Below are 20,786 nucleotides of genomic sequence, written 5' to 3'. Positions count from 1 at the left end.
TCGGCCTCAACGCTTGCCGTAGTAGAGACCCACGACATGCTCTGCCTCGGCAAAGAACAGCCAGCGTGACGCCGCGATCCCGGCGACATGGGCGAGGACAGCCACCAAGGCCAGGGCATGGCTGAAGGGCACAAGCAAGAGCAGGACAGGCACGGCATAGCCCAGACCAAAGGCAATGCCGCGCAGTTTCAGCGCGTGTTTGCGCCCAACCTGAAAGACCAATTCCCGCAAGAGGTAGTTGGGCCCGGTATGGGGTGGCTCAAAGGCGCGCACCGTGCCGATATGCCCAAGGCCAGTTGCCGTCGCCATATCCGTACCCGAGGCGGCAAAGGCCCCGTCGCCGCGCACCCACCATAGGATTTGCAGCACGCCAGCGATCGGGATCAGGATTAGCGCCACGCTGATCTGTCCCGCCAAGAGCGCGCCCCCCGCCAGTGAAATCGCGATCAAGAGCGCGGGTGTCAGGGGAGTTTTCCAGCGCGGCACGGTTTTCAGTTGGGCATAGATCATCGAGGTGGTGAACACGGTGCCAAGAGCGAGCGCCGCGCCAAACCAGCCCAAAATCGCCAGACGTTCACCAAAGAACACAAGCCCTGCGCCGTAAATCCCCATGACGACAAGCGCCGCGACCGCGCAGACGCCTTCGCGGCTGAGCCAGCTTGATCGCCACTGGCTAAACGCTTTCCAAGCGCGTTCCGGATGCCCGAGGTGAAAGGTCGAAGCCATAAGCCCGCCCACGGCCAGTGCATAGGCGATGGCGAAGAAGGCGAAGGCAACCCAGCCAGTGACCGCAGGCAGGCCCAGACCCAGCCAGAACAGCAGGCCAAAGCCCAGGCCCGAGAGCGTGGTAAAGACGATGACGGAAGGGGCTGGATGCATCAGAGCTTCTCCAAGGTCTTGTCGAGCCAGCCAAGGAAACCCTTGGGTTCCTCGATCACGGGACCGAGGAACGGCGCCAGAATGTCGATCTCGCCCACCGGCTTGGGTTGGTCGAGCCGATCCTTGGGGCGCGGCGGCAGGTATTTGTTGACAGGTTTGGTGGACTGTTCCGGCATGAGATCGAGGCCACCGCGCTCAGCGGTGAGTTTCGAGACATTGCTTTCGGGGTCTGCGAAATCCCCGAAATGGCGGGCCCCTGCGGGGCAGGTGCGCACGCAGGCGGGCACGCGGTCGACCTCGGGCAGGTTCTCGTTGTAGATGCGGTCCACGCAGAGGGTGCATTTCTTCATCACCCCCTCTGCGGCGTCCATTTCGCGCGCGCCATAGGGGCAGGCCCAGGCACAGAGGCCGCAGCCGATGCAATTGCTCTCGTTGACCAGAACGATCCCATCCTCGACCCGCTTGTAGCTGGCCCCAGTGGGGCAGACGGTGACGCAGGGCGCATCCTCGCAATGCAGGCAGGATTTGGGGAAATGCACCAATTGCGCGGCGGGGTGCGGCATGGCGGAGGAGGCCAGCGGCTGCACCTCGTAGCTGTGAACGCGGTTGAGGAATGTGCCCGAAGGGTCTGCGCCATAGGGTTGCTGATCACTCAAGGGGGCACCGTAATTCTCGGTATTCCAGCCCTTGCAGGACACCACGCAGGCGTGACAGCCGACGCAGGTGTCGAGGTCGATCACCAAGCCCAGCTTTCGGGTGGTGGATGCGGGAAGCGTTGTCATGCGCGGCGCTCCTCTAGGATATTGGACCGGATGCTCACCGGCTCTTCGCGGGTCTTGTCCCATGTGGCGATGAACCAGATGAACGAGCCGACACTGAAGGCGACAAAGGCCAGAATGGCCAGCAATGTCAGAGTCTTGCCGCTCATTTCCCGACCTTCCATTCCAGATGGTCAGGGCCTTGTCCGACCGGTGATTTGATCGGGGCAAAGGCGGGTTGCGCCTCTGATGGCGCGGCGGCCTTGGCGATCTTGACGCGCAGGTCGAACCACGCCGCCTGTCCGGTGATGGGATCGGAATTGGACCATCTGAGGCCGTCACCCTTGGGCGGCAAAAGCTCGTGGATCAGATGGTTGAGCAGAAAGCCGCGCGTTGCCTCGGGGGCATCCTCGGAGAGCGCCCAGGCCCCCTTGCGCTTGCCGATGGCGTTCCATGTCCAGACGGTGTTTTCGTTGAGCGCGGCCATATGGGCGACGGGCACGGTAATCTCGCCATGGGCAGAGGTGACGCGCGCCCAATCCCCGTCGCTGAACCCGTGCTTCTCCCAGAGTTTGGTGGGCAGATAGAGCGGGTTCTGGCCGTGGATCTGGCGCAGCCATGCGTTTTGCGTGCCCCAGGAGTGATACATCGCCATCGGGCGCTGTGTCAGCGCATGGACGGGGAATTCATCGGGATCGACATGCGATTCCTCGAACGGAGGATACCAGATCGGCAGCGGGTCCATCGTGGCCTTGATCCGGTCGCGCAGGTGGTCGGGGGGTTGGCGGGTGCCATGCCCCTCGGCGGCCAGTTGGAATTTGCGCATGGTTTCGACATAGAGATCAAACACATAGGGCTGCGGTGTGTCAAAGAGGCCCATACCGACTGCCCAATTCTGGTAGGCCATGTTCCATGGTTTGTAGTAATTCGCGCCGTCGGGGATGTGGCTTACGAAAAAGCCGCCGTTCTCGATGTAGCGGTTCAGCTGTTCGGGGTTGGGCGTGCCGCGCCCGGTATCAGAACCATCGCCGCGAAAGCCCGAGAGCGGACCGATGCCCGGTTTTCGCTCGTGATTGACGATGTAATCGGCGTAATCGGCGTATTTCGCCGTGCCATCCTCGGTGGTGAAACCGGGCAATTTCAGCTTGTTGGCCAGTTGCACCAGCACAGTTTGAAAGCCGCGCACATCGCGGTCAGGTTCGATCACCGGCCAGCGGATCGCATCGGCGGCGGCATCCGCCTCGCAGATCGGGCGATCCAGCAGCGAGATGCAATCGTGGCGTTCCAGATAGGTTGTGTCGGGTAGAATCAGATCGGCATAGGCGACCATCTCAGAGCTATAGGCATCCGAATAGATGATGCGGGGAATGACATAGGCACCGCTCTCGTCCTTGTCGGTCAGCATCTCGATCACGCCGCGCGTGTTCATCGAGGAATTCCACGACATATTGGCCATATACATGAACAGCGTGTCGATCTTGTAGGGATCACCGGCATGGGCGTTGGAGATGACCATATGCATCAGCCCATGCGCCGACATCGGGTTTTCCCAGGTAAACGCCTTGTCGATACGGGCGGGCGTGCCGTCAGGCTTGAGCGCCAGATCCTCGGGGCCGCGTACAAAGCCCAGATGCGGGCCGTCGAGCGGGCAATCGGGCTGGACCCCGCAATGCGGTTTGGGATGGGCGCTAACGGGTTTGGGATAGGGCGGTTTAAAGCGGAAACCGCCCGGCACCTCGACCGTGCCGAGCAGAATTTGCAGGACGTGCAGGGCGCGGGCCGTCTGGAACCCGTTGGAATGTGCCGAAATCCCGCGCATGGCGTGAAAGCTGACGGGGCGGCCGGTCATGGTCTTGTGGGTTTCGCCCCGAAAGTCCGACCATTCGTGATTGAGCGTAATCGCCTCGTCAAAAGCCACGCGCGCGATTTCGGCGGCGACGCGCCGGATCTTGTCGGGGGTCACGCCGCAGCGCGCGGCCACCGTTTCGGGGGCATATTGAGGATCGAGATAGCGTTCGGCCATGAGGTGCATGACGGGGCGATGTGTGATGCCGTCTGCCTCGTATGTCGCACTGAGATCGGGGCGCACGCCGGGTGTGTCAAAGGCGGTGAGCTGGCCAGTGGTGCGGTCGATCACCAGAGGCTTGCCGTCATCATCGCGCAGGAGAAGCCCGTGTTCGGGCGAGGCGGGATCGCTGTTCAACAGCACCGGCGCATTGGTGTAGCGCGCGAGGTAATCGAGGTCGATCTTGCCCGCCTGCATCAGTTCGTGAATGAGAGACAGGATAAAAAGCCCATCCGTTCCGGGGGTTATGCCCACCCAATCATCGGCCACGGCATTGTAGCCGGAGCGGATCGGGTTGACCCCGATGACCCGCGCGCCGCGCGCCTTGATCCGCCCAATGCCCATCTTGATCGGATTGGAATCGTGATCCTCGGCCACGCCGAAGAGGATGAACAGCTTGGTATGGTCCCAATCCGGCTGACCAAATTCCCAAAAGGCACCGCCCATTGTGTAGATGCCCGCCGCCGCCATGTTGACCGAGCAAAAGCCGCCATGTGCGGCATAGTTCGGCGTGCCGAAATTCTGCGCCCAAAAGCTGGTGAAAGACTGTGATTGATCACGCCCGGTGAAGAAGGCCAGCTTGGACGGATCGTCATGGCGGATAGGGTCCAGCCAGTCGCAGGCGATTTGCAGCGCCTCATCCCAAGAGATTTCCTCGAACTCGCCAGAGCCACGGGGGCCGACCCGCTTGAGCGGCGCGCGCAGGCGCGAGGGGGCGTTGACCTGCATGATGCCGGCAGATCCCTTGGCGCAGAGCACCCCCTTGTTCACCGGGTGGTCGCGATTGCCTTCGATATAGGCAACCTTGCCCCCCTTGAGGTGCACGTTGATCCCGCAGCGGCAGGCGCACATGTAACAGGTGGTTTTGCGCACCTCATCCGAGACATGCGGCGAGGTGTCGATGCGGGGCTGATGTGTCATGGTTGGCCTTTTTCTCCGTCGGCGTCACGTTATGGCAGAAGAAACCTGATCGCGACCATCTTCTTGATTCTTTTCATTTCCTGAAAACATGTCTCGGAAATTCCGAAATTACCGGTCTGTTGTTCCTGTTCATGGCCTCATTCACCGCACAAGAGGCGTTGTGCGTCGCCCGCGATCATGCGTTCCTCTTGGGCCGGAATGATCCAGCAGGCGATCTTCGAGGCGGGGGCGTGCAGGCGGGTTGCGCCCATTGCATTGGCGCGGATGTCGAGCTCTGCTCCGAGCCAGGCTAGGCCTTCCATGATCCGGGCGCGCACGGGGGCGGCGTTTTCGCCGATGCCGCCGGTAAAGGCCACGGCATCAAGCCCCTGCATCGCTGCGATGAGCGATCCCGCGTGGCGGATGGCCCAATAGCAGAAATGCTCGACCGCGAAGGCGCTTGCCGGGGAGGGGTCAGCGAGCAGTGCGCGCATGTCCGAGAGGCCGCCCGAGAGGCCGCGCAGCCCGCTTTCCTTGTTCAGAAGCGTGTGGGTAGCGGCGATACCGTCCTCTTCGGCCAATCGCAGCACGGCGTTGCCGTCGATCATGCCGGTGCGGGTACCCATGGTCAGCCCCTCTAGGGGTGAGTAACCCATTGATGTGGCGATGGATTTACCGTCGCGGATCGCGCAGATTGACGCGCCGTTGCCAAGGTGAAGGGCCAGCAGGCGGGCGGGCAGCGGCGTGCCGGTCAGGGTGGGCAGGCTGTCGATGAGTGAGGCATAGGAGATGCCGTGAAAGCCATAGCGCCGGATGCCGCGCGCCTCGATTGCGGCAGGCAGGGCGTAGCGGGTGGCAACCTCTGGGTTGCTCGCGTGAAAGGCGGTGTCGAACGCGGCCACTTGGGGCAAGTCGGGCGCAAGCGCAGACAGGGTTTCGATCGCGGCGACGTTGTGTGGGTTGTGCAGCGGGGCAAGCGGCGTGCAGGCCTTGATCGCGGTCAGCACCGCAGGCGTGATGCGCGTGGGCTGGGTGAGTGTGGTGCCACCATGTACCACGCGATGCGCTGCGGCGGCGAAGCGAGTGATGTAAAATCCTTGACTTTCAAGTTCTTGCAGGATGGCATGCAAAGCGGTTGCGTGATCGGGCAGATCGCGGACCGCCTTTGCATCCCCCAGTTTTAGCGTGCCAGAACCGCCAATCCCATCGGCGATCCCGGTCAGGATTTGGGTGAGCTGGCCGTCAAAAACGGCCAGCTTGATCGAGGATGACCCGGCATTCAGGACCAGAATGAGATCGCTGTTGCCGGGGCTTCCCATAGATCAGACCTGCTGCTCGCGCATGTCGGCCGGATCAATCCCGGCGACGGCCACGGGCTTTTTCATTGCGTCCCGGCGGAAGGGCTCGCCCAGTTCCTGATTGATCATGGCCTCGATGAGGGTGGTCTTGCCATGTTCCATCTGATCCTTGATCGCGGTGTTGAGTGCGTCGGTCAGTTCCTCCATCGTGCGGGCGATGACACCCTTGAGGCCGCAAGCCTGTGCAATCCCGGCATAGCTGACCTGCTGATCCAGCTCTGTTCCGACGAAATTATCATCAAACCAAAGGGTTGAGTTGCGCTTTTCGGCACCCCACTGGTAATTGCGGAACACGATCTGCGTCACGGCGGGCCATTCCGAGCGGCCAATGGCGGTCAGTTCGTTGACCGCGATGCCAAAGGCACCGTCCCCGGCAAAGCCGACCACCGGCACATCCGGGCAGCCGATTTTGGCGCCGACGATGGAGGGCAGGCCATAGCCGCAGGGGCCAAAGAGGCCGGGGGCGAGGTATTTGCGGCCCTCTTCGAACGACGGGTAGGCATTGCCGATGGCGCAATTGTTGCCGATGTCCGAGGAAATGATCGCCTCGCGCGGCAGGGCGGACTGGATCGCGCGCCATGCCATGCGGGGGCTCATCCAGTCGGGTTTATCGGCGCGGGCACGCTGGTTCCAGGTGGTGCCGGGATCGTCGTCTTCGTGATCCATCGAGCTGAGCTGCTGTGCCCATGTCGATTTTGTTTTTGCGATCAACGCCTTGCGGTCTGCGCGGTCGGTGTCGCCTGCGCTCTCGCCCAGGTGGGCGAGGATCGAGGTGGCGACCTTTTTGGCGTCGCCGACGATGCCCACGGTCACTTTCTTGGTCAGGCCGATGCGGTCGGGGTTGATGTCGACCTGAATGATCTTGGCCTCTTTGGGCCAATAGTCGATGCCATAGCCCGGCAGGGTCGAGAAGGGGTTGAGGCGCGTGCCGAGGCAGAGCACGACATCCGCGCGCGAGATGAGTTCCATCCCCGCCTTGGAGCCGTTGTAGCCCAGAGGCCCCGCGAAGAGCGGGTGCGAGCCGGGGAAGGCGTCATTGTGCTGATAGCCGACGCAGACCGGGGCATCGAGACGCTCGGCCAGTTGGCGTGAGGCGTCGATCCCATCGGCCAGCACCACACCGGCCCCGTTGAGGATGACGGGAAATTTGGCCTCGGTCAGCATGCGGGCGGCCTCGGCAATCGCGGCCTCGCCGCCCGAGGGGCGCTCAAACTCGACGATGGCGGGCAGTTCGATGTCGATCACTTGCGTCCAGAAATCGCGGGGCACGTTGATCTGGGCCGGGGCAGAGGCGCGTTTTGCCTTGAGAATCACACGGTTGAGGGTCTCGGCAATACGCGAGGGATCGCGCACCTCTTCCTGATAGGCGACCATATCCTCGAACAGTTTCATCTGTTCGACCTCTTGGAAACCGCCCTGACCGATGGTCTTGTTGGCGGCCTGCGGGGTCACGAGCAGGAGGGGGGTATGGTTCCAATAGGCGGTTTTGACGGCGGTCACGAAATTGGTGATGCCGGGGCCGTTCTGAGCGATCATCATCGACATCTTGCCGGTGGCGCGGGTGTAGCCATCGGCCATCATGCCGGCAGACCCCTCATGCGCGCAGTCCCAGAATGTGATCCCGGCCTTGGGGAAAATATCCGAGATCGGCATCATGGCAGAGCCGATGATCCCGAAAGCGTGTTGGATTCCATGCAGTTGCAGGGTTTTGACAAAGGCCTCTTCGGTGGTCATCTTCATCGGCTGGGTCCTCTGGATCGGGCGCGCGGTGGCGGTTAAGGGGAAAATCTTATGCGAAACTAGCGGTGTGCGGGGGTTACTTCTAGGGCCAGAAGGCAATGTAGGGTAAGGCCAGAGTATTATAAAAATGAGAATAATGGTATCAATAAGGATGATTGATGACTTTGTGTCTCTTTGGATTGTTTGTTGGGTTAACTCATTAAGATGCGAAATTTAAACACTAATGTGCCAAATTACCGTTTAGGAAGCTTGCCCAGAGATCAAGGCCAATTCCCGGGCGATATGGGCAATTCCCTGCGGGATGCGATCCGAGGGTATCGAGGAATAAGCGAGGCGATAGAAATTACGCGGCCGGTCGGCACCGTGAAAGAACGGGTGGCCAGGCTCGATCAACACGCCTGCCTGTCTGAGTGGCCCGTCAATCAGGCCCATGTCAATATGGTCCGGGGCCTGCATCCAGATGGAAGAGCCACCAAAAACGCCACGCCCGGCAATGTCGAGGCCGTGTTCGGCCAACGCACTCTCCATCACGCTGCGGCGGCGGGAAAAGACCTGACCCATTCGGCGAACCAAGCTGTCGTAATGCCCTAGTGAGAGGAAATAGGCAGCGGTGCGCTGGATATGGCCCGGCGGATGGCGAAGGACGGAGGCGCGCAGGGCGCGACATTCTCTGATAAATGATTTAGAACCAACAAGATAGCCAAGGCGTAACCCAGGGAAGATCGATTTGGAGAAGGAGCCTACGTAGATCACCCGCCCCTCGGTATCGAGAGATTTCAGCGCCGGGAGGGGTGCGCGGAGGAAGGAGACCTCGAACTCGTAGTCATCCTCGACGATCAGTGCCTCCATCTCGGCGGCGCGTGCGAGCAGCGCCTTGCGTCGCGCAAGCGGCATGGTGGCGTTGGTCGGGGCCTGATGGCTGGGCGTGGTAAAGATCACGTCGGCCTCATCGGGCAGGTTTTCGGGCGGCAGGCCATCCCGGTCGACGTCCACCGGCATCAGATGGCAGCGTGATTGCATGAGAATGTCGCGCAGGGCGTGGTAGCAGGGGTTTTCGATGGCGGCGGTGCGGCGTTGGGTCAAGAGCACCTGCGCGGTGAGCCACAAGGCGTTCTGAGCGCCCATTGTGACAAGGATTTCATCGGGTTGCGCGATGATGCCGCGGCGCGGCAGAGTGTGGCGGGCGATAAACTCGATCAGTTTGGGATCGTCCTGATCGTAGTAATCGGCAGTGAGGGCCTGAAAATCCTTGGCCCCTAGAGCCTGAAGCGCGCAGTGACGCCAGTTGGCATGATCAAAGAGCGCCGGATCAGTCTGGCCGTAGATGAATGGATAGGGGTAGCGCGCCCAATCCTGCGGCTTTTCAGGGGTATCGCCGCCGGTGAAGCGGCGACCGAGCGCGCGGGACCAGTCAATCGTGTCGCCGCGCGGTGTGGGGGCCGTGAAAGCCGGAGGTTCTGGTGCGTTTTCAGAGACATAGTAGCCAGATCGGTCGCGCGAGGCGAGATAGTCATTGGCCTGCAACTCGGTCAGGGCAAGGGTTACGGTGATGCGGCTGACGCCCAGATGCGCGGCGAGTTTGCGGGAGGAGGGCAGTTTTTCGCCCTTGCGAAAGCGACCCGACAGGATGCCCTGCGCGATCATCTGCTGAATCTGCGCCTGAAGCGTGCCCTCGGCCTCGGGGGCAAGAAAAAAGGTTTCGACCGGAATCGCCATGGGGGCAGATTAGACTGGACTTATCGCGCTTGCAATCTGGTCTGGTTTGCGGCGTGGCGTGGAATTGTAAGCTCTGTAAGGTCTGTCAGGGGATTTTGTAAGGTCGCCTAGGGCGCGGGAAAGGCGGCGGTGAAGGCGTCCGTGCCCGCCGGTGAAAAGCGGATGATCCGGGTGCTGGGGACACGCTTTGCCCAGCCCTGAGATTCGATATGCGCGAGCAGACCGCGCCCCAGACGCCCGGCCAGATGTGGGCGCCGTTCGGACCAGTCGAGACAGTCGCGGCAGAGGGGCGTTCGGGGGGAGGGAAGGCGTGTTACGTCAAGCCCGAGGGTGATCACGAAGCGGTGGCCTGAATCGGTGAGCGTGAGGGATGCCTCATCGCGGCAGAGAAAGCCGCGCGACAAGAGGCTGTCATACATCTGAGTGCCCATGTCGCCCGCGAGGTGGTTGTAGCATACACGGGCGCGGCGCAACTCGGGGTCGCGGGGACCGGGGCGGGTGCGCAGATGGCCTGCCCCCGCCGCAAAGCCCATCAGGGTCTCGAGAAGATGCGCGACCTCGTCCGAGGCGAGGCGGGTGTATTTGTGCCGCCCCTGCCGTGTCTGCGTGACAAGACCGCCGGTTTCGAGACGGGCGAGGTGAGCGGAGGCGGTTTGTGCGGTCACGCCTGCCTCTGCCGCCAGTTCGGTGGCGGTCAGGGCCTTGCCGCTCATCAGGGCGGTCAGGATGTTGGCGCGGGCCGGGTCACCGATAAGGGCGGCGATGCGAGCGATGTCGGGACCTGTTTTCATGGTTCGATGGTAGACGAAGCATGAATGCCGCGCAATCGGGTAGATCGGAGACTGCAACCATTTGGAAAGGACTGCCGTGCCATGCTGACTTGTGTGATTCGCTATCATATCGACCCGACCAAGAGAGAGGAGTTTGCACAATATGCCCGCAACTGGGGCGAGGCGATCCCGCGCTGTGGGGCGGATCTGATCGGTTATTATGCCCCGCATGAAGGCAGCAGCACGCTGGCCTATGGCATTTACAATATCCCGTCGCTCGCGGCCTATGAGGCCTATCGCGCGCGGTTGGCCGATGATCCGCTGGGGCGCGAGAATTATGCCTTCGCGCAGCGCGAGCGGTTCTTGTTGCGCGAGGACCGCGTTTTCCTGAAGCTGGTGAGCAGATGATGCCGGTGGGATTTGTCGCGGCGACGAGGGGCCGCCCAGGGCGGCGGCCCGAGGCAGGACGCGGTGGCCGAGAATTGCCGCCCATGCGGATTGCCGGGGCAACATGCCGTGGCCGCCGTGGCGGAGCGGCGCAGGAATATGCTAGGGCTGACAGTCAGGGCAGGCGGCCGCGGCATCGAGCCGGGGCAGGCGGCCAAGGAGGGCGGCCGAGGTAGGCGGCCAAGAGAAGCGGCGCAACCGTGCGGGAGGGCGTGAGATGATTGCGGTCATATTCGAGGTGATCCCCGGTGAGGGACAAAAGGAGCCATATCTGGAGATGGCGGCCAAGATGCGGCCCTTGGCCGAGGCGATCCCCGGATTTATCAGCGTCGAGCGGTTTGAGAGCCTGACCAACCCCGGCAAGCTCTTGTCTTTGTCGTTCTGGGAGGATGAGGCGGCGGTGATCCGGTGGCGGCAATTGGCGGCACATCGCGGCGCGCAGAGGGCCGGGCGCGAAGTGATGTTTGACGACTACCGGCTGCGCGTGGTCAGCGTGATCCGCGACTATGGCATGAATGAGCGCGACGAGGCGCCCGAGGACAGCCGCACCGCGCATGGCGCGTGAGGCTGGCCGAGCGGCGGGGCATCGGTGGCGGTAGAGGGCAAAGTCGAGAGAGGGATCGCAGAGGACAGTTGGGTAAAGGCGGAAACCGGCAAAGGGCGGCAAAGCGAAAAAGTGAGAGGAGGATCATCGTTGACAGAGAGGCGCGGGCAGAGAGGGCGCAGGAGGCGCGGCAGCGAGGGGCGTGTGCCTGACACAATCTTCGCCAAGCTGTGATTTGAATGTGGGATTTTATGCCGTTAGCCAGAAGGTGTTTGGAAAGGGGGATAAGATCAGATGGCATTTCACGAGAAAATCATTCTGTCACCGCAGGACAAGCTGGATGCGCTGGCGGTTTTGGTTCTGCGGCTGGGGCTGGCGTGGTTCATCTTCCTCTGGGCGGCGCACAAGATCATCACGCCGGGACAATATCAGGACCTTGCGCGCAATATCGACAAGATCGACGTGAGCCTGAGCCAAGTGTATCTTGCGGGAGGCGCGCAGATTGTGCTGTGCCTGTTGGTGGCGCTAGGCGTGCTGCGGTATTTTTCCTATGGCAGTCTGCTGATCATGCATTTCTTTACCGTGACGCGGCGCTGGGAGGGGTTCTTTGATCCATTCGCCGTGAATGACCGGGGATTTCCCATTCATCGCAACCAAGTGATTGATCTCGCGGTTTTGGCGGCCTTTGTCGCACTGGTGCTGCTGATCCGGCGGGACCATTTCAGTGTTGGTGGCTGGCTTGCGCGGCATGACCGGGCGCGGTGGTGGATGTAGCGATTGGCACTGGCGCGGGCGGGATGGGCTGCCTAAAAGGGGCGAGACTACATTTGAAAGGACATCCCATGAGTGAGATTACCCGTCTTCATACCGGCCCCCGCATGAGCCAAGCGGTCGTGCATAACGGCATCGTCTATCTGGCCGGCCAGGTTGGCAAGCCCGGCGACAGTGTGACCGAGCAGACCAAGACCTGTCTGGCGCAGGTCGATGCCCTGCTGGCCGAGGCCGGGAGCGACAAGACGCGCATCCTGCAAACGATCGTCTGGCTGGCGGATATGAAGGATTTTGCCGAGATGAACGCGGTCTGGGATGCCTGGGTGCCGCAGGGCCACACACCGGCGCGCGCGGCAGGTGAGGCGAAGTTGGCCACGCCGGATTATCTGGTCGAGTTCATCGTGACGGCGGCGCAGAAGTAAGGGTTTGCCCCGTCTTTGCGTCTTTTGATGCGCGTCCCGGGTCAGGCCCGGGGCGTGACAGAGACCCGCCTTGGAGCGATCCGGGGCGGGTTTTTGTTGCGCGTGCTAGCCGCGCAGGGCGGGTAGGCCGATGCCGGTGGCCTCGAACCCGCCATCGACGGCGATGATCTGGCCGGTCACGTAGCTGGCGGCGGGCGAGCAGAGGAAGGTGACGACCGCGGCGATTTCATCCTCGCTGCCGTAGCGGTTGAGGGGGATCGCGTCATGGTAGGCGGAGACGATGTCCGGGGTGTGCACGGCCATGGCGAGCTTGGTCGCCACCGGGCCTGGGCAGACGCAATTGGCGCGCACGCCGAATTCGCCAAGCTCTGCCGCCTGTTGCAGCGTGAGGTGTTTGACGGCGGCCTTGGAGGTGCCATAGGCCACGCGCAGGGTCGAGGCACGCAGGCCCGAAATGGAGGCGATGTTGACGATGGCCCCGCGCGCGGCACAGAGCACCTCGCGCAAGGCTTGGCTCATCAGGAACACGCCGTCGAGATTGGTGTCCATCACGGTGCGCCAGCGGGCGAAATCGGTTTCGGCAAGGGGGCCGAAATCGGCCACGCCGGCGTTGTTGACGAGCGCATCGACAGAGGGCGCGGTGGCGGTCACATGGGCGGCCATTTTCGCCACCTGATCGGGCTGCGAGACATCGCAGAGCACCGGATCAACGCCCGAGAGCGGGTTTGCCGCCTCTTCCAGCGCCGCGGCATCGCGGTCGATCATCACCACGCGCCAGCCCATGGCCAGAAATTGCCGGGTGGTGGCAAGGCCGATGCCACGGGCGGCGCCAGTGACAACGGCGGTTTTCGGAGTGTCGGTCATGGGTATCAGTCCTGTTGTGGGGCGGCGTCGTGGCGATAGGCGGGGCGACCGATGCTGTCATAGGCGGTAAAGCCCGCGCGTTTGGCATCCTTGACCGAGTAGATGTTGCGCAGGTCGGCCATGCGGGGGTTGGCCATCTTGCGCGCCAGCCGCTTGAGATCGAGGGCGCGAAACTCGTTCCATTCGGTGAGCAGGACCAGAAGATCGGCCTTGTTGGCGCATTTGTAGGGGTCATCCTGCCAGATGACGCCGGGCAAGAGCGCCTCGCCCTCGCGTTGGCCCTGGGGGTCGGTCACGCGCACGCGCGCGCCGCCGCCGACAAGGGCGGGAATGATGGTGAGCGCGGGGGCATCGCGCATGTCATCGGTATTGGGTTTGAAGGTGACGCCAAGGATCGCGATGGTCTTGCCGTTGAAAGAGCCGTCGCAGAGATCGAGCAGCTTGTCGATCATGCGGCGTTTCATTTCCTCGTTCACGGTGATGACCTTTTCGGTGATCTGCATGGGCAGGCCGTGATCCTGACCGATGCGGGCCAGCGCGCGGGTGTCCTTGGGAAAGCAGGAGCCGCCATAGCCGGGGCCTGCGTGCAGGAATTTGTTGCCGATGCGGCCATCGAGGCCGATGCCGTGGCTGACCTGTTTCACATCCGCGCCGGTGCGTTCGCAGAGGGCCGCGATTTCGTTGATGAAGGTGATCTTGGTCGCGAGAAAGGCGTTGGCGGCGTATTTGATCATCTCGGCGGATTCGAGATCGGTGGTGACGATGGGAAAGTCGCGCAGGTAGAGGGGGCGGTAGATTTCGGCCATGACATCGGCGGCGCGGTCGGTCTGGACGCCGACGACGACGCGGTCGGGTTTCATGAAATCGTCGATGGCGGCGCCTTCGCGCAGGAATTCGGGGTTGGAGGCGACATCGAAATCGAGGGCCGGATTGGCCTTTTTGATCACCTTCTTGACGGCGCGGTTGGTGCCGACGGGGACGGTGGATTTGGTCACGATCACCACGTAGTCCGAGGCCGCGCGGGCGATCTCTTCGGCGGCGGCCATGACATAGGTGAGGTCGGCGTGGCCATCGCCGCGCCGGGTTGGGGTGCCCACGGCGATGAACACCGCCTCGGCCCCGTCGATGGCCTGGGCCAGGTCGGTGGTGAAGCGGAGGCGACCGGCCTCGACATTCTTGGCCATGAGGGCGTCGAGACCCGGCTCGAAGATCGGGACCTCGCCGCGCAGGAGCATGGCGATCTTGTCGGGGTTTTTATCGACACAGGTCACGTCATGGCCGAAATCGGAAAAACATACCCCCGAGACGAGGCCCACGTAGCCCGTTCCGATCATCGCAATTTTCATGTTACATGCCCTTTGACGCAAAACTCTTGATTTGACTGTATTGGGGGTCGAATCGGGTGTGTCAACGCGCTGTGGTGTCCTGTAGGGGAAAACAGGTAAGCCTGTGGCGTTGGGTGGATAAGGAGAAAGACGATGGGTGCAAAGCTGTTTGGGACGGACGGGGTCCGGGGGCAGGCCAACAGCTGGCCGATGACGGCGGATGTGGCGTTGCGCCTCGGGGCAGCGGCGGGGCGGTATTTCCGCCGCGACAAGCAGGAGCACCGCGTGGTGATCGGCAAGGACACGCGGCTCTCGGGCTATATGATCGAATATGCGCTCACTGCCGGGTTCACATCCACGGGCATGAACGTGTTTCTGCTGGGGCCGGTGCCGACGCCTGCGATTGGCTATCTCACCCATAGCCTGCGCGCCGATGTCGGTGTGATGATCTCGGCCAGTCATAATCCCGCCTCGGACAACGGGATCAAGCTCTTTGGGCCGGATGGCTACAAGCTGAGCGATGAGGCGGAGGCGGGGATTGCGCGGCTGCTGGACGAGGGCACGCGGCTGGCGGCGCCCGAGAATATCGGCCGCGCGAAGCGGATCGAGGACGCGCGCGGGCGCTATGTGGAATATGCCAAGACCACCTTTCCGCATCGGCGGCGATTGGAGGGGCTGCGGATCGTCCTGGATTGTGCCAATGGCGCGGCCTATCGCACGGCACCGGAGGTTCTGTGGGAACTTGGGGCCGAGGTGATCGCGATGGGAGTGGAACCGGACGGCTTCAACATCAACCTCGATTGCGGATCGACCAAGCCGCAGGCCGCCGCGCGCCGGGTGCTGGAGACGCGGGCCGATCTGGGCATTTGCCTCGATGGCGATGCCGACCGGGTGGTGTTGATCGACGAACAGGGTCGGATCGCCGACGGGGATCAGTTCATGGGGCTGATTGCGACGCGCTGGGCGCGCGAGGGACGTCTGGCGGGCAATACGCTGGTGGCGACGGTCATGTCCAACCTGGGGCTGGAGCGGCATCTGGAGGGGCAGGGGATCGCGCTCAAGCGGACGGCGGTCGGGGATCGTTATGTGGTCGAGGCGATGCGTGCGGGCGGTCACAATCTGGGCGGCGAGCAATCGGGCCATATCGTGATGACCGATTATGCCACCACCGGCGACGGGCTGATCGGGGCGTTGCAGTTCCTGGCGGCGATGGTCGAGACCGGCGAGCGCGCCAGCCGACTGGCACAGGTGTTCGAGCCGGTGCCGCAGAAGCTGATCAATGTGCGCTTTGCCAAGGGCAAGGACCCGATGGGATCAGATGCGGTGCAATCCGCCATGGCGGCGGCGGAGAAGCTCTTGGGCGGTGACGGGCGATTGCTGGTGCGCCCCTCGGGGACGGAACCGATGATCCGGGTCATGGCAGAGGCGCTCAATCCGGCGGTGCTGGATCAGGTGATGGATGCGGTTGTGGGCGCGGTGCGGCAGGAGAGTTGAGGGGGGAAGCGATGAAGCGCGCGGATTGCTGGGCCGGGGACTAGCGAAGCAACACTCGTAGCTGCCACTTTATGCCGGCCAAGTCCGTATGAACCATCAGAATTGCGTGCCCTCTCAAAATCGCTAGGCCGCGGGACGACCCAGCGATCCGCGCGGCGGCGCGTACCGCGCCTTGTTCCACGCGGGAGGCATTCCAAGCGGTGGATAGAATTCAAAATCTCTCTCCCCCCAAATGCAAAACGGCCCCGCCGGATCGGTGGGGCCGTTTCGTGTCTGGCGAATTGCAACCGGCGCGGGGCCGGTTGCGGTCTGCTTAGCGGTCGCCCTTGAGGGCTGCGCCGAGGATGTCGCCGAGCGATGCGCCCGAGTCGGACGAGCCATACTGTTCGACGGCTTCTTTCTCTTCGGCGATCTCGCGGGCCTTGATCGACAGGCCCAGACGGCGGGTCTTGGCGTCGACATTGGTCACGCGCACGTCGAGCTTGTCCCCGACCGAGAAGCGCTCGGGGCGCTGATCGGCGCGGTCACGCGACAGATCGGAGCGGCGGATAAAGGACTTCATGCCTTCGTATTCCACTTCGATGCCGCCGTCTTCGATCGCGGTCACGGTCACGGTGATCACCGAGCCACGCTTGACGCCGCCAACGGCTTCGGAGAACTTGTCGCCGCCCAGAGCCTTGATCGAGAGCGAGATGCGCTCTTTCTCGATGTCGACTTCGGAAACGACGGCATGAACCATGTCGCCCTTCTTGTAGTTCTGGATGGCGTCTTCGCCGCGCTCGTCCCAGCTGAGGTCCGAGAGGTGGACCATGCCGTCGATCTCGCCTTCGAGACCGATGAAGAGACCGAATTCGGTGATGTTCTTGACTTCGCCCTCGACCTCGGTGCCCTCGGGATGGGTCTCTGCAAAGACTTCCCACGGGTTGCGCATGGTCTGCTTGAGACCGAGCGACACGCGGCGCTTGGCACCGTCGATTTCCAGCACCATGACTTCGACTTCCTGAGAGGTCGAAACGATCTTGCCGGGGTGGACGTTTTTCTTGGTCCAGGACATTTCCGAGACGTGAACCAGACCTTCGACGCCCGGCTCCAGCTCAACAAATGCGCCGTAATCGGTGATGTTGGTCACGCGACCGGTGTGCACCGATTCGAGCGGGTATTTGGCGGCCACGAGATCCCACGGATCTTCTTGCAGCTGCTTCATGCCCAGCGAAATGCGGTGGGTGTCCTTGTTGATCTTGATGACCTGCACCTTGACGGTTTCGCCGATCGTCAGGATCTCGGAGGGGTGGTTGACGCGGCGCCATGCCATGTCGGTGACATGCAGGAGGCCGTCCACACCGCCCAGATCGACGAAGGCGCCGTATTCGGTGATGTTCTTGACCACGCCGTCAACGGTCTGGCCTTCGGTCAGGTTGCCGATCACCTCGGCGCGCTGTTCGGCGCGGCTTTCTTCGAGGATGGCGCGGCGCGACACGACGATATTGCCACGGCGGCGATCCATTTTCAGGATCTGGAACGGCTGCTTGAGGCCCATCAGCGGGCCCGCGTCGCGCACGGGGCGGACATCGACCTGAGAGCCGGGCAGGAAGGCCACGGCACCGCCCAGATCGACGGTAAAGCCACCTTTGACGCGGCCAAAGATGGCGCCATCGACGCGCTCTTCGTCTGCATAGGCCTTTTCAAGACGGTCCCATGCCTCTTCCCGGCGGGCCATCTCGCGGCTGATCACGGCTTCGCCCTTGGCGTTCTCGGCGGAACGCAGGAACACTTCGACCTCATCGCCAACGGAGATGTTGGGGGTCTCACCGGGATTTGCGAATTCTTTCAGATCAACGCGGCCTTCCATCTTGTAGCCGACGTCGATGATGGCCTGGCCTGCTTCGATTGCGATGACCTTGCCTTTGACAACAGACCCTTCCTCGGGTGTGTCCATTTCGAAGCTTTCGTTCAAGAGGGCTTCGAATTCCTCCATAGATGTATGTTGAGCCATGTGGTCTCTGGTTTCCTTTTAACGGTTTTCTGGCCGAGCGGTTGTCTCCGCCGGTCTTTCAGGGTTTCGTTGGTCGGGCGGGTCACAAAACAAAGAGGGCCGGTGGTTCCGACCCTGCTCGATCTCTTTTGTCCTGTGGCCTTATTCGCCTTTGGTGACAGGCGCGCGTATACAGGGGCTTGGCGGGATAATCAAGCCTGTCTGCGGTGATCGTGCGCCGCGCCTCAGCCTTGGGCCGCGGTGACGATGGCAATGGCCTTGGCGGTCGCCTCTTCGATGGTCATCTCGGAGGTGTCGAGCAGCACCGCATCCTCGGCGGGTTTGAGAGGGGCGGTGGCGCGGGCGCTGTCGCGGGCGTCGCGGTCGCGAAGGTCCTGGGCCACCTCGTCGAGCGTCACCTCATGGCCCTTGCCGGTCAGTTCCAGATGGCGACGGCGGGCGCGCTCGGCATCGGAGGCGGTGACGTAGAGTTTGACCTCGGCCTCGGGGCAGATGACGGTGCCGATGTCGCGCCCGTCAAGCACGGCCCCGCCCGCGCGCCGGGCAAAGGCGCGTTGGAAATCGAGAAGCGCCTGGCGCACCTCGGGGATGGCGGCGACGCGGCTGGCGGCCTGGCTGACATCGGGGGTGCGCAGGTCGTCGGCGTCAAGGTCTTCGGGGCGCAGGGAATGCGCGGCCTCGACCGGGTCGAGCCCGGTCAGCATCCGCCGCCCGGTGGCGCGGTAGAGCAGGCCGGTGTCGAGATGGGCAAAGCCGAAATGCGCAGCCAGGGCCCGGCCGATGGTGCCTTTGCCCGCTGCTGCGGGGCCGTCGATTGCAATCGTGAATGCCATGGGCTGCCCTTTCGTGACCGGACCCTCTGCCTAGCCGATCAGGGCGCGAGGCTCAAGCATCGCTTGACCTGCGCGCGGGGCCAAGGCATCACGCCTCTATGATGATATACAAGATCTTGCGTGGCCCGGAATGGGCCGAGTTGCGGGCAGCGGGCGAACTGGCTGGTGCGCCGGTCGATCTGGCCGATGGCTATGTGCATTTCTCGACGGCCGAGCAGGCCGCCGAGACAGCGGCCAAGCATTTTGCCGGGGTCGAGGGCCTCATGCTGGTGGCGGTCGAGGCGGAGCGCCTGGGCGATGCGCTGAAATGGGAGGTGTCGCGCGGTGGCGCGCTCTTTCCGCATCTCTACCGCGAGATGCGCCTCTCGGATGTGGCATGGGCGCAGCCCCTGCCACTGGTGGACGGCGTGCATCAGTTTCCGGCAGGTCTGGAATGAGCGGGATGGAGCGTCTGGGGCTCAACCTCTTGCATCGGGTCGATCCGGAGCGGGCACATGGTTTGGCGCTGCGGGCCTTGCAACTGGGTCTGGTGCCCACGCCGGGGCCGCATACAAGCGCGCGGCTGAGGACCAATCTGGCGGGGCTGCGCCTGCCCAACCCGGTGGGGTTGGCGGCGGGGTTTGACAAGAATGCCGAGGCGCTGGCGCCGCTTGCCCGCGCCGGGTTTGGGTTTATCGAGGTGGGGGCGGTCACGCCGCGTCCGCAGCCCGGCAATCCGCGCCCGCGTCTGTTCCGGCTGAGCGAGGATCGGGCGGTGATCAACCGCTTTGGGTTCAACAACCTTGGCATGGAGGCGGCGGCGGCGCGGTTGGCGGCGCGGCCAAAGGATGCCGTGATCGGCCTCAACCTCGGGGCCAACAAGGACAGCGCCGACCGGGCCGAGGATTTCGCCCGCGTGCTGGCGCATTGCGGCGCGCATCTGGATTTCGCGACGGTCAACGTCAGCAGCCCCAACACCGAGAAGCTGCGCGAGTTACAGGGGGCAGAGGCGCTGATGGGGCTCTTGAAAGGGGTGATGGAGGCGCGTGATTGGTTGCCACAGCCGATCCCCGTCTTTCTCAAGATCGCGCCGGATCTGAGCGATGGCGAGTTGAGCGAGATCGCCGATGTGGCGCGGGCCTCGGGCCTCTCGGGGATCATCGCTACCAATACCACGCTGGGCCGTGAGGGGCTGGTGAGTGCCGCCAAGGGCGAAGCGGGCGGGCTGTCTGGGCAGCCACTCTTTGAGAAATCGACGCGGGTTCTGGCGCGGCTGTCACATCTGACGGGCGGGGAAATGCCGCTGATTGGCGTGGGCGGCATTGCCAGCGCCGAGCAGGCCTATGCCAAGATCCGTGCCGGGGCGAGCGCCGTGCAGCTCTATTCGGCGCTGGTGTATCAGGGGATGTCCTTGGTCGGCGAGATCGCGCGCGGGCTGGAACGGCTCTTGGAACGGGACGGTTTTGCCAATGTGGCCGAGGCGGTGGGCACCGGGCGGGAGGCATGGCTGTGATCACCTATTGGCATAATCCACGTTGTTCCAAGTCGCGCGCGGGTCTGGCGCTGTTGGAGGAGCGCGGCGTCGCGGTGACGGTGCGGCGCTATCTGGAGGATGCGCCGGATCTGGCGGAGGTGCGGCGTGTTCTGGCGCTGTTGGGCTGCGCGCCGATCGAGATGATGCGCCCCGGCGAGCCGCAGTTCAAGGCGCTGGGATTGGGGCGCGAGAGCGCGGCAGAGGATCTGCTGGCGGCGATGGCGGCGCATCCGATCCTGATCGAGCGGCCGATTGCGATTGGCGCGGGTCGGGCAGTGATCGGGCGGCCGCCCGAGGCGGTGCTGGGGATATTGTGACCCTAGGACGCTAGCGGCGAGCCGCGCGGTCGATGGGCCGGGGACTAGCGATGCAACGGAAATGGCTGCCACTTTAT

At 63.1% G+C, this 20,786-nt stretch carries 20 protein-coding genes; 8 read left to right on the top strand and 12 right to left on the bottom strand.

Going from position 1 to position 20,786, the window contains the following annotated elements:
* Nucleotides 1-6 precede the first annotated feature (6 nt).
* The 8 genes from ROSMUC_RS04545 to ROSMUC_RS04515 form a co-directional block, all read right to left on the bottom strand.
* Nucleotides 7-879, bottom strand: coding sequence for a dimethyl sulfoxide reductase anchor subunit family protein (locus tag ROSMUC_RS04545; protein WP_037270140.1), 873 nt, complete (start codon nt 877-879; stop codon nt 7-9).
* Nucleotides 879-1,661, bottom strand: a complete 783-nt coding sequence (locus ROSMUC_RS04540; protein ID WP_037270139.1) for a 4Fe-4S dicluster domain-containing protein — start codon at nt 1,659-1,661, stop codon at nt 879-881. Before ROSMUC_RS04540 ends, ROSMUC_RS04545 begins: the two co-directional genes overlap by 1 nt.
* Nucleotides 1,658-1,807 carry a hypothetical protein gene (locus ROSMUC_RS20965; protein WP_170062550.1) on the bottom strand — a complete coding sequence of 50 codons (150 nt, stop codon included), beginning with the start codon at nt 1,805-1,807 and terminating at the stop codon, nt 1,658-1,660. Before ROSMUC_RS20965 ends, ROSMUC_RS04540 begins: the two co-directional genes overlap by 4 nt.
* Nucleotides 1,804-4,623 carry a molybdopterin oxidoreductase family protein gene (locus ROSMUC_RS04535; protein ID WP_037270138.1) on the bottom strand — a complete coding sequence of 940 codons (2,820 nt, stop codon included), beginning with the start codon at nt 4,621-4,623 and terminating at the stop codon, nt 1,804-1,806. The genes ROSMUC_RS20965 and ROSMUC_RS04535 overlap by 4 nt, the downstream gene beginning before the upstream one ends.
* A gap of 137 nt (nt 4,624-4,760) precedes the next feature.
* Entirely contained in the window at nt 4,761-5,921 is a 1,161-nt protein-coding gene (locus tag ROSMUC_RS04530; RefSeq protein ID WP_037270137.1) for an acetate/propionate family kinase, read from the bottom strand.
* A 3-nt stretch (nt 5,922-5,924) separates the two neighbouring features.
* A complete protein-coding gene (gene xsc / locus ROSMUC_RS04525) occupies nt 5,925-7,700 on the bottom strand; it encodes a sulfoacetaldehyde acetyltransferase (RefSeq protein WP_037270136.1) in 1,776 nt (591 codons plus the stop codon).
* A 240-nt stretch (nt 7,701-7,940) separates the two neighbouring features.
* A complete protein-coding gene (gene pdxR / locus ROSMUC_RS04520) occupies nt 7,941-9,416 on the bottom strand; it encodes a MocR-like pyridoxine biosynthesis transcription factor PdxR (RefSeq protein WP_037270135.1) in 1,476 nt (491 codons plus the stop codon).
* A 107-nt stretch (nt 9,417-9,523) separates the two neighbouring features.
* Nucleotides 9,524-10,207 carry an ArsR/SmtB family transcription factor gene (locus ROSMUC_RS04515; RefSeq protein WP_037270134.1) on the bottom strand — a complete coding sequence of 228 codons (684 nt, stop codon included), beginning with the start codon at nt 10,205-10,207 and terminating at the stop codon, nt 9,524-9,526.
* Between the two features lie 81 nt (nt 10,208-10,288).
* On the opposite strand from ROSMUC_RS04515, the gene ROSMUC_RS04510 reads away from it, so the two are divergent.
* From ROSMUC_RS04510 to ROSMUC_RS04495, 4 genes are all read left to right on the top strand, one after another.
* Nucleotides 10,289-10,594: an NIPSNAP family protein gene (locus ROSMUC_RS04510; RefSeq protein WP_037270133.1), complete on the top strand. Its 306-nt coding sequence runs from the start codon at nt 10,289-10,291 to the stop codon at nt 10,592-10,594.
* A gap of 256 nt (nt 10,595-10,850) precedes the next feature.
* Complete coding sequence (locus ROSMUC_RS04505; protein WP_037270132.1) at nt 10,851-11,198, top strand: antibiotic biosynthesis monooxygenase family protein; 348 nt, start codon at nt 10,851-10,853, stop codon at nt 11,196-11,198.
* A 273-nt stretch (nt 11,199-11,471) separates the two neighbouring features.
* Nucleotides 11,472-11,951, top strand: a complete 480-nt coding sequence (locus tag ROSMUC_RS04500) for a hypothetical protein (protein ID WP_037270131.1) — start codon at nt 11,472-11,474, stop codon at nt 11,949-11,951.
* Between the two features lie 68 nt (nt 11,952-12,019).
* Nucleotides 12,020-12,370 carry a RidA family protein gene (locus tag ROSMUC_RS04495; protein ID WP_037270130.1) on the top strand — a complete coding sequence of 117 codons (351 nt, stop codon included), beginning with the start codon at nt 12,020-12,022 and terminating at the stop codon, nt 12,368-12,370.
* A gap of 105 nt (nt 12,371-12,475) precedes the next feature.
* On the opposite strand, the gene ROSMUC_RS04490 is transcribed toward ROSMUC_RS04495, so the two are convergent.
* Nucleotides 12,476-13,234 carry an SDR family NAD(P)-dependent oxidoreductase gene (locus ROSMUC_RS04490; RefSeq protein ID WP_037270129.1) on the bottom strand — a complete coding sequence of 253 codons (759 nt, stop codon included), beginning with the start codon at nt 13,232-13,234 and terminating at the stop codon, nt 12,476-12,478.
* Nucleotides 13,235-13,239: 5 nt separating this feature from the next.
* Nucleotides 13,240-14,580: a UDP-glucose dehydrogenase family protein gene (locus ROSMUC_RS04485; protein WP_037270128.1), complete on the bottom strand. Its 1,341-nt coding sequence runs from the start codon at nt 14,578-14,580 to the stop codon at nt 13,240-13,242.
* A gap of 132 nt (nt 14,581-14,712) precedes the next feature.
* Here ROSMUC_RS04485 and glmM point away from each other — a divergent pair, with 132 nt between their 5' ends.
* Entirely contained in the window at nt 14,713-16,053 is a 1,341-nt protein-coding gene (gene glmM / locus ROSMUC_RS04480; RefSeq protein WP_037270127.1) for a phosphoglucosamine mutase, read from the top strand.
* Between the two features lie 313 nt (nt 16,054-16,366).
* On the opposite strand, the gene rpsA is transcribed toward glmM, so the two are convergent.
* Nucleotides 16,367-18,046, bottom strand: coding sequence for a 30S ribosomal protein S1 (gene rpsA / locus ROSMUC_RS04475; RefSeq protein WP_075571710.1), 1,680 nt, complete (start codon nt 18,044-18,046; stop codon nt 16,367-16,369).
* Nucleotides 18,047-18,270: 224 nt separating this feature from the next.
* Nucleotides 18,271-18,879, bottom strand: coding sequence for a (d)CMP kinase (locus ROSMUC_RS04470; RefSeq protein ID WP_037270125.1), 609 nt, complete (start codon nt 18,877-18,879; stop codon nt 18,271-18,273).
* A 98-nt stretch (nt 18,880-18,977) separates the two neighbouring features.
* On the opposite strand from ROSMUC_RS04470, the gene ROSMUC_RS04465 reads away from it, so the two are divergent.
* From ROSMUC_RS04465 to arsC, 3 genes are read left to right on the top strand one after another with little or no spacing between them, the layout of a single operon-like run.
* Nucleotides 18,978-19,316 (top strand): DUF952 domain-containing protein, encoded by a 339-nt coding sequence (locus tag ROSMUC_RS04465; RefSeq protein ID WP_037270124.1) that lies wholly within the window; start codon nt 18,978-18,980, stop codon nt 19,314-19,316.
* Complete coding sequence (locus ROSMUC_RS04460) at nt 19,313-20,371, top strand: quinone-dependent dihydroorotate dehydrogenase (RefSeq protein WP_037270123.1); 1,059 nt, start codon at nt 19,313-19,315, stop codon at nt 20,369-20,371. The genes ROSMUC_RS04465 and ROSMUC_RS04460 overlap by 4 nt, the downstream gene beginning before the upstream one ends.
* Nucleotides 20,362-20,709, top strand: coding sequence for an arsenate reductase (glutaredoxin) (gene arsC, locus ROSMUC_RS04455; protein ID WP_206018423.1), 348 nt, complete (start codon nt 20,362-20,364; stop codon nt 20,707-20,709). The genes ROSMUC_RS04460 and arsC overlap by 10 nt, the downstream gene beginning before the upstream one ends.
* The last annotated feature ends 77 nt before the right edge of the window (nt 20,710-20,786 follow it).

The sequence above is a fragment of the Roseovarius mucosus DSM 17069 genome (genome assembly GCF_000768555.3).
GTDB classification, from domain to species: domain Bacteria; phylum Pseudomonadota; class Alphaproteobacteria; order Rhodobacterales; family Rhodobacteraceae; genus Roseovarius; species Roseovarius mucosus.
The sequence above is the reverse complement of the archived record's forward strand: the minus strand, read 5'-3'. Positions and strand labels throughout refer to the sequence as shown.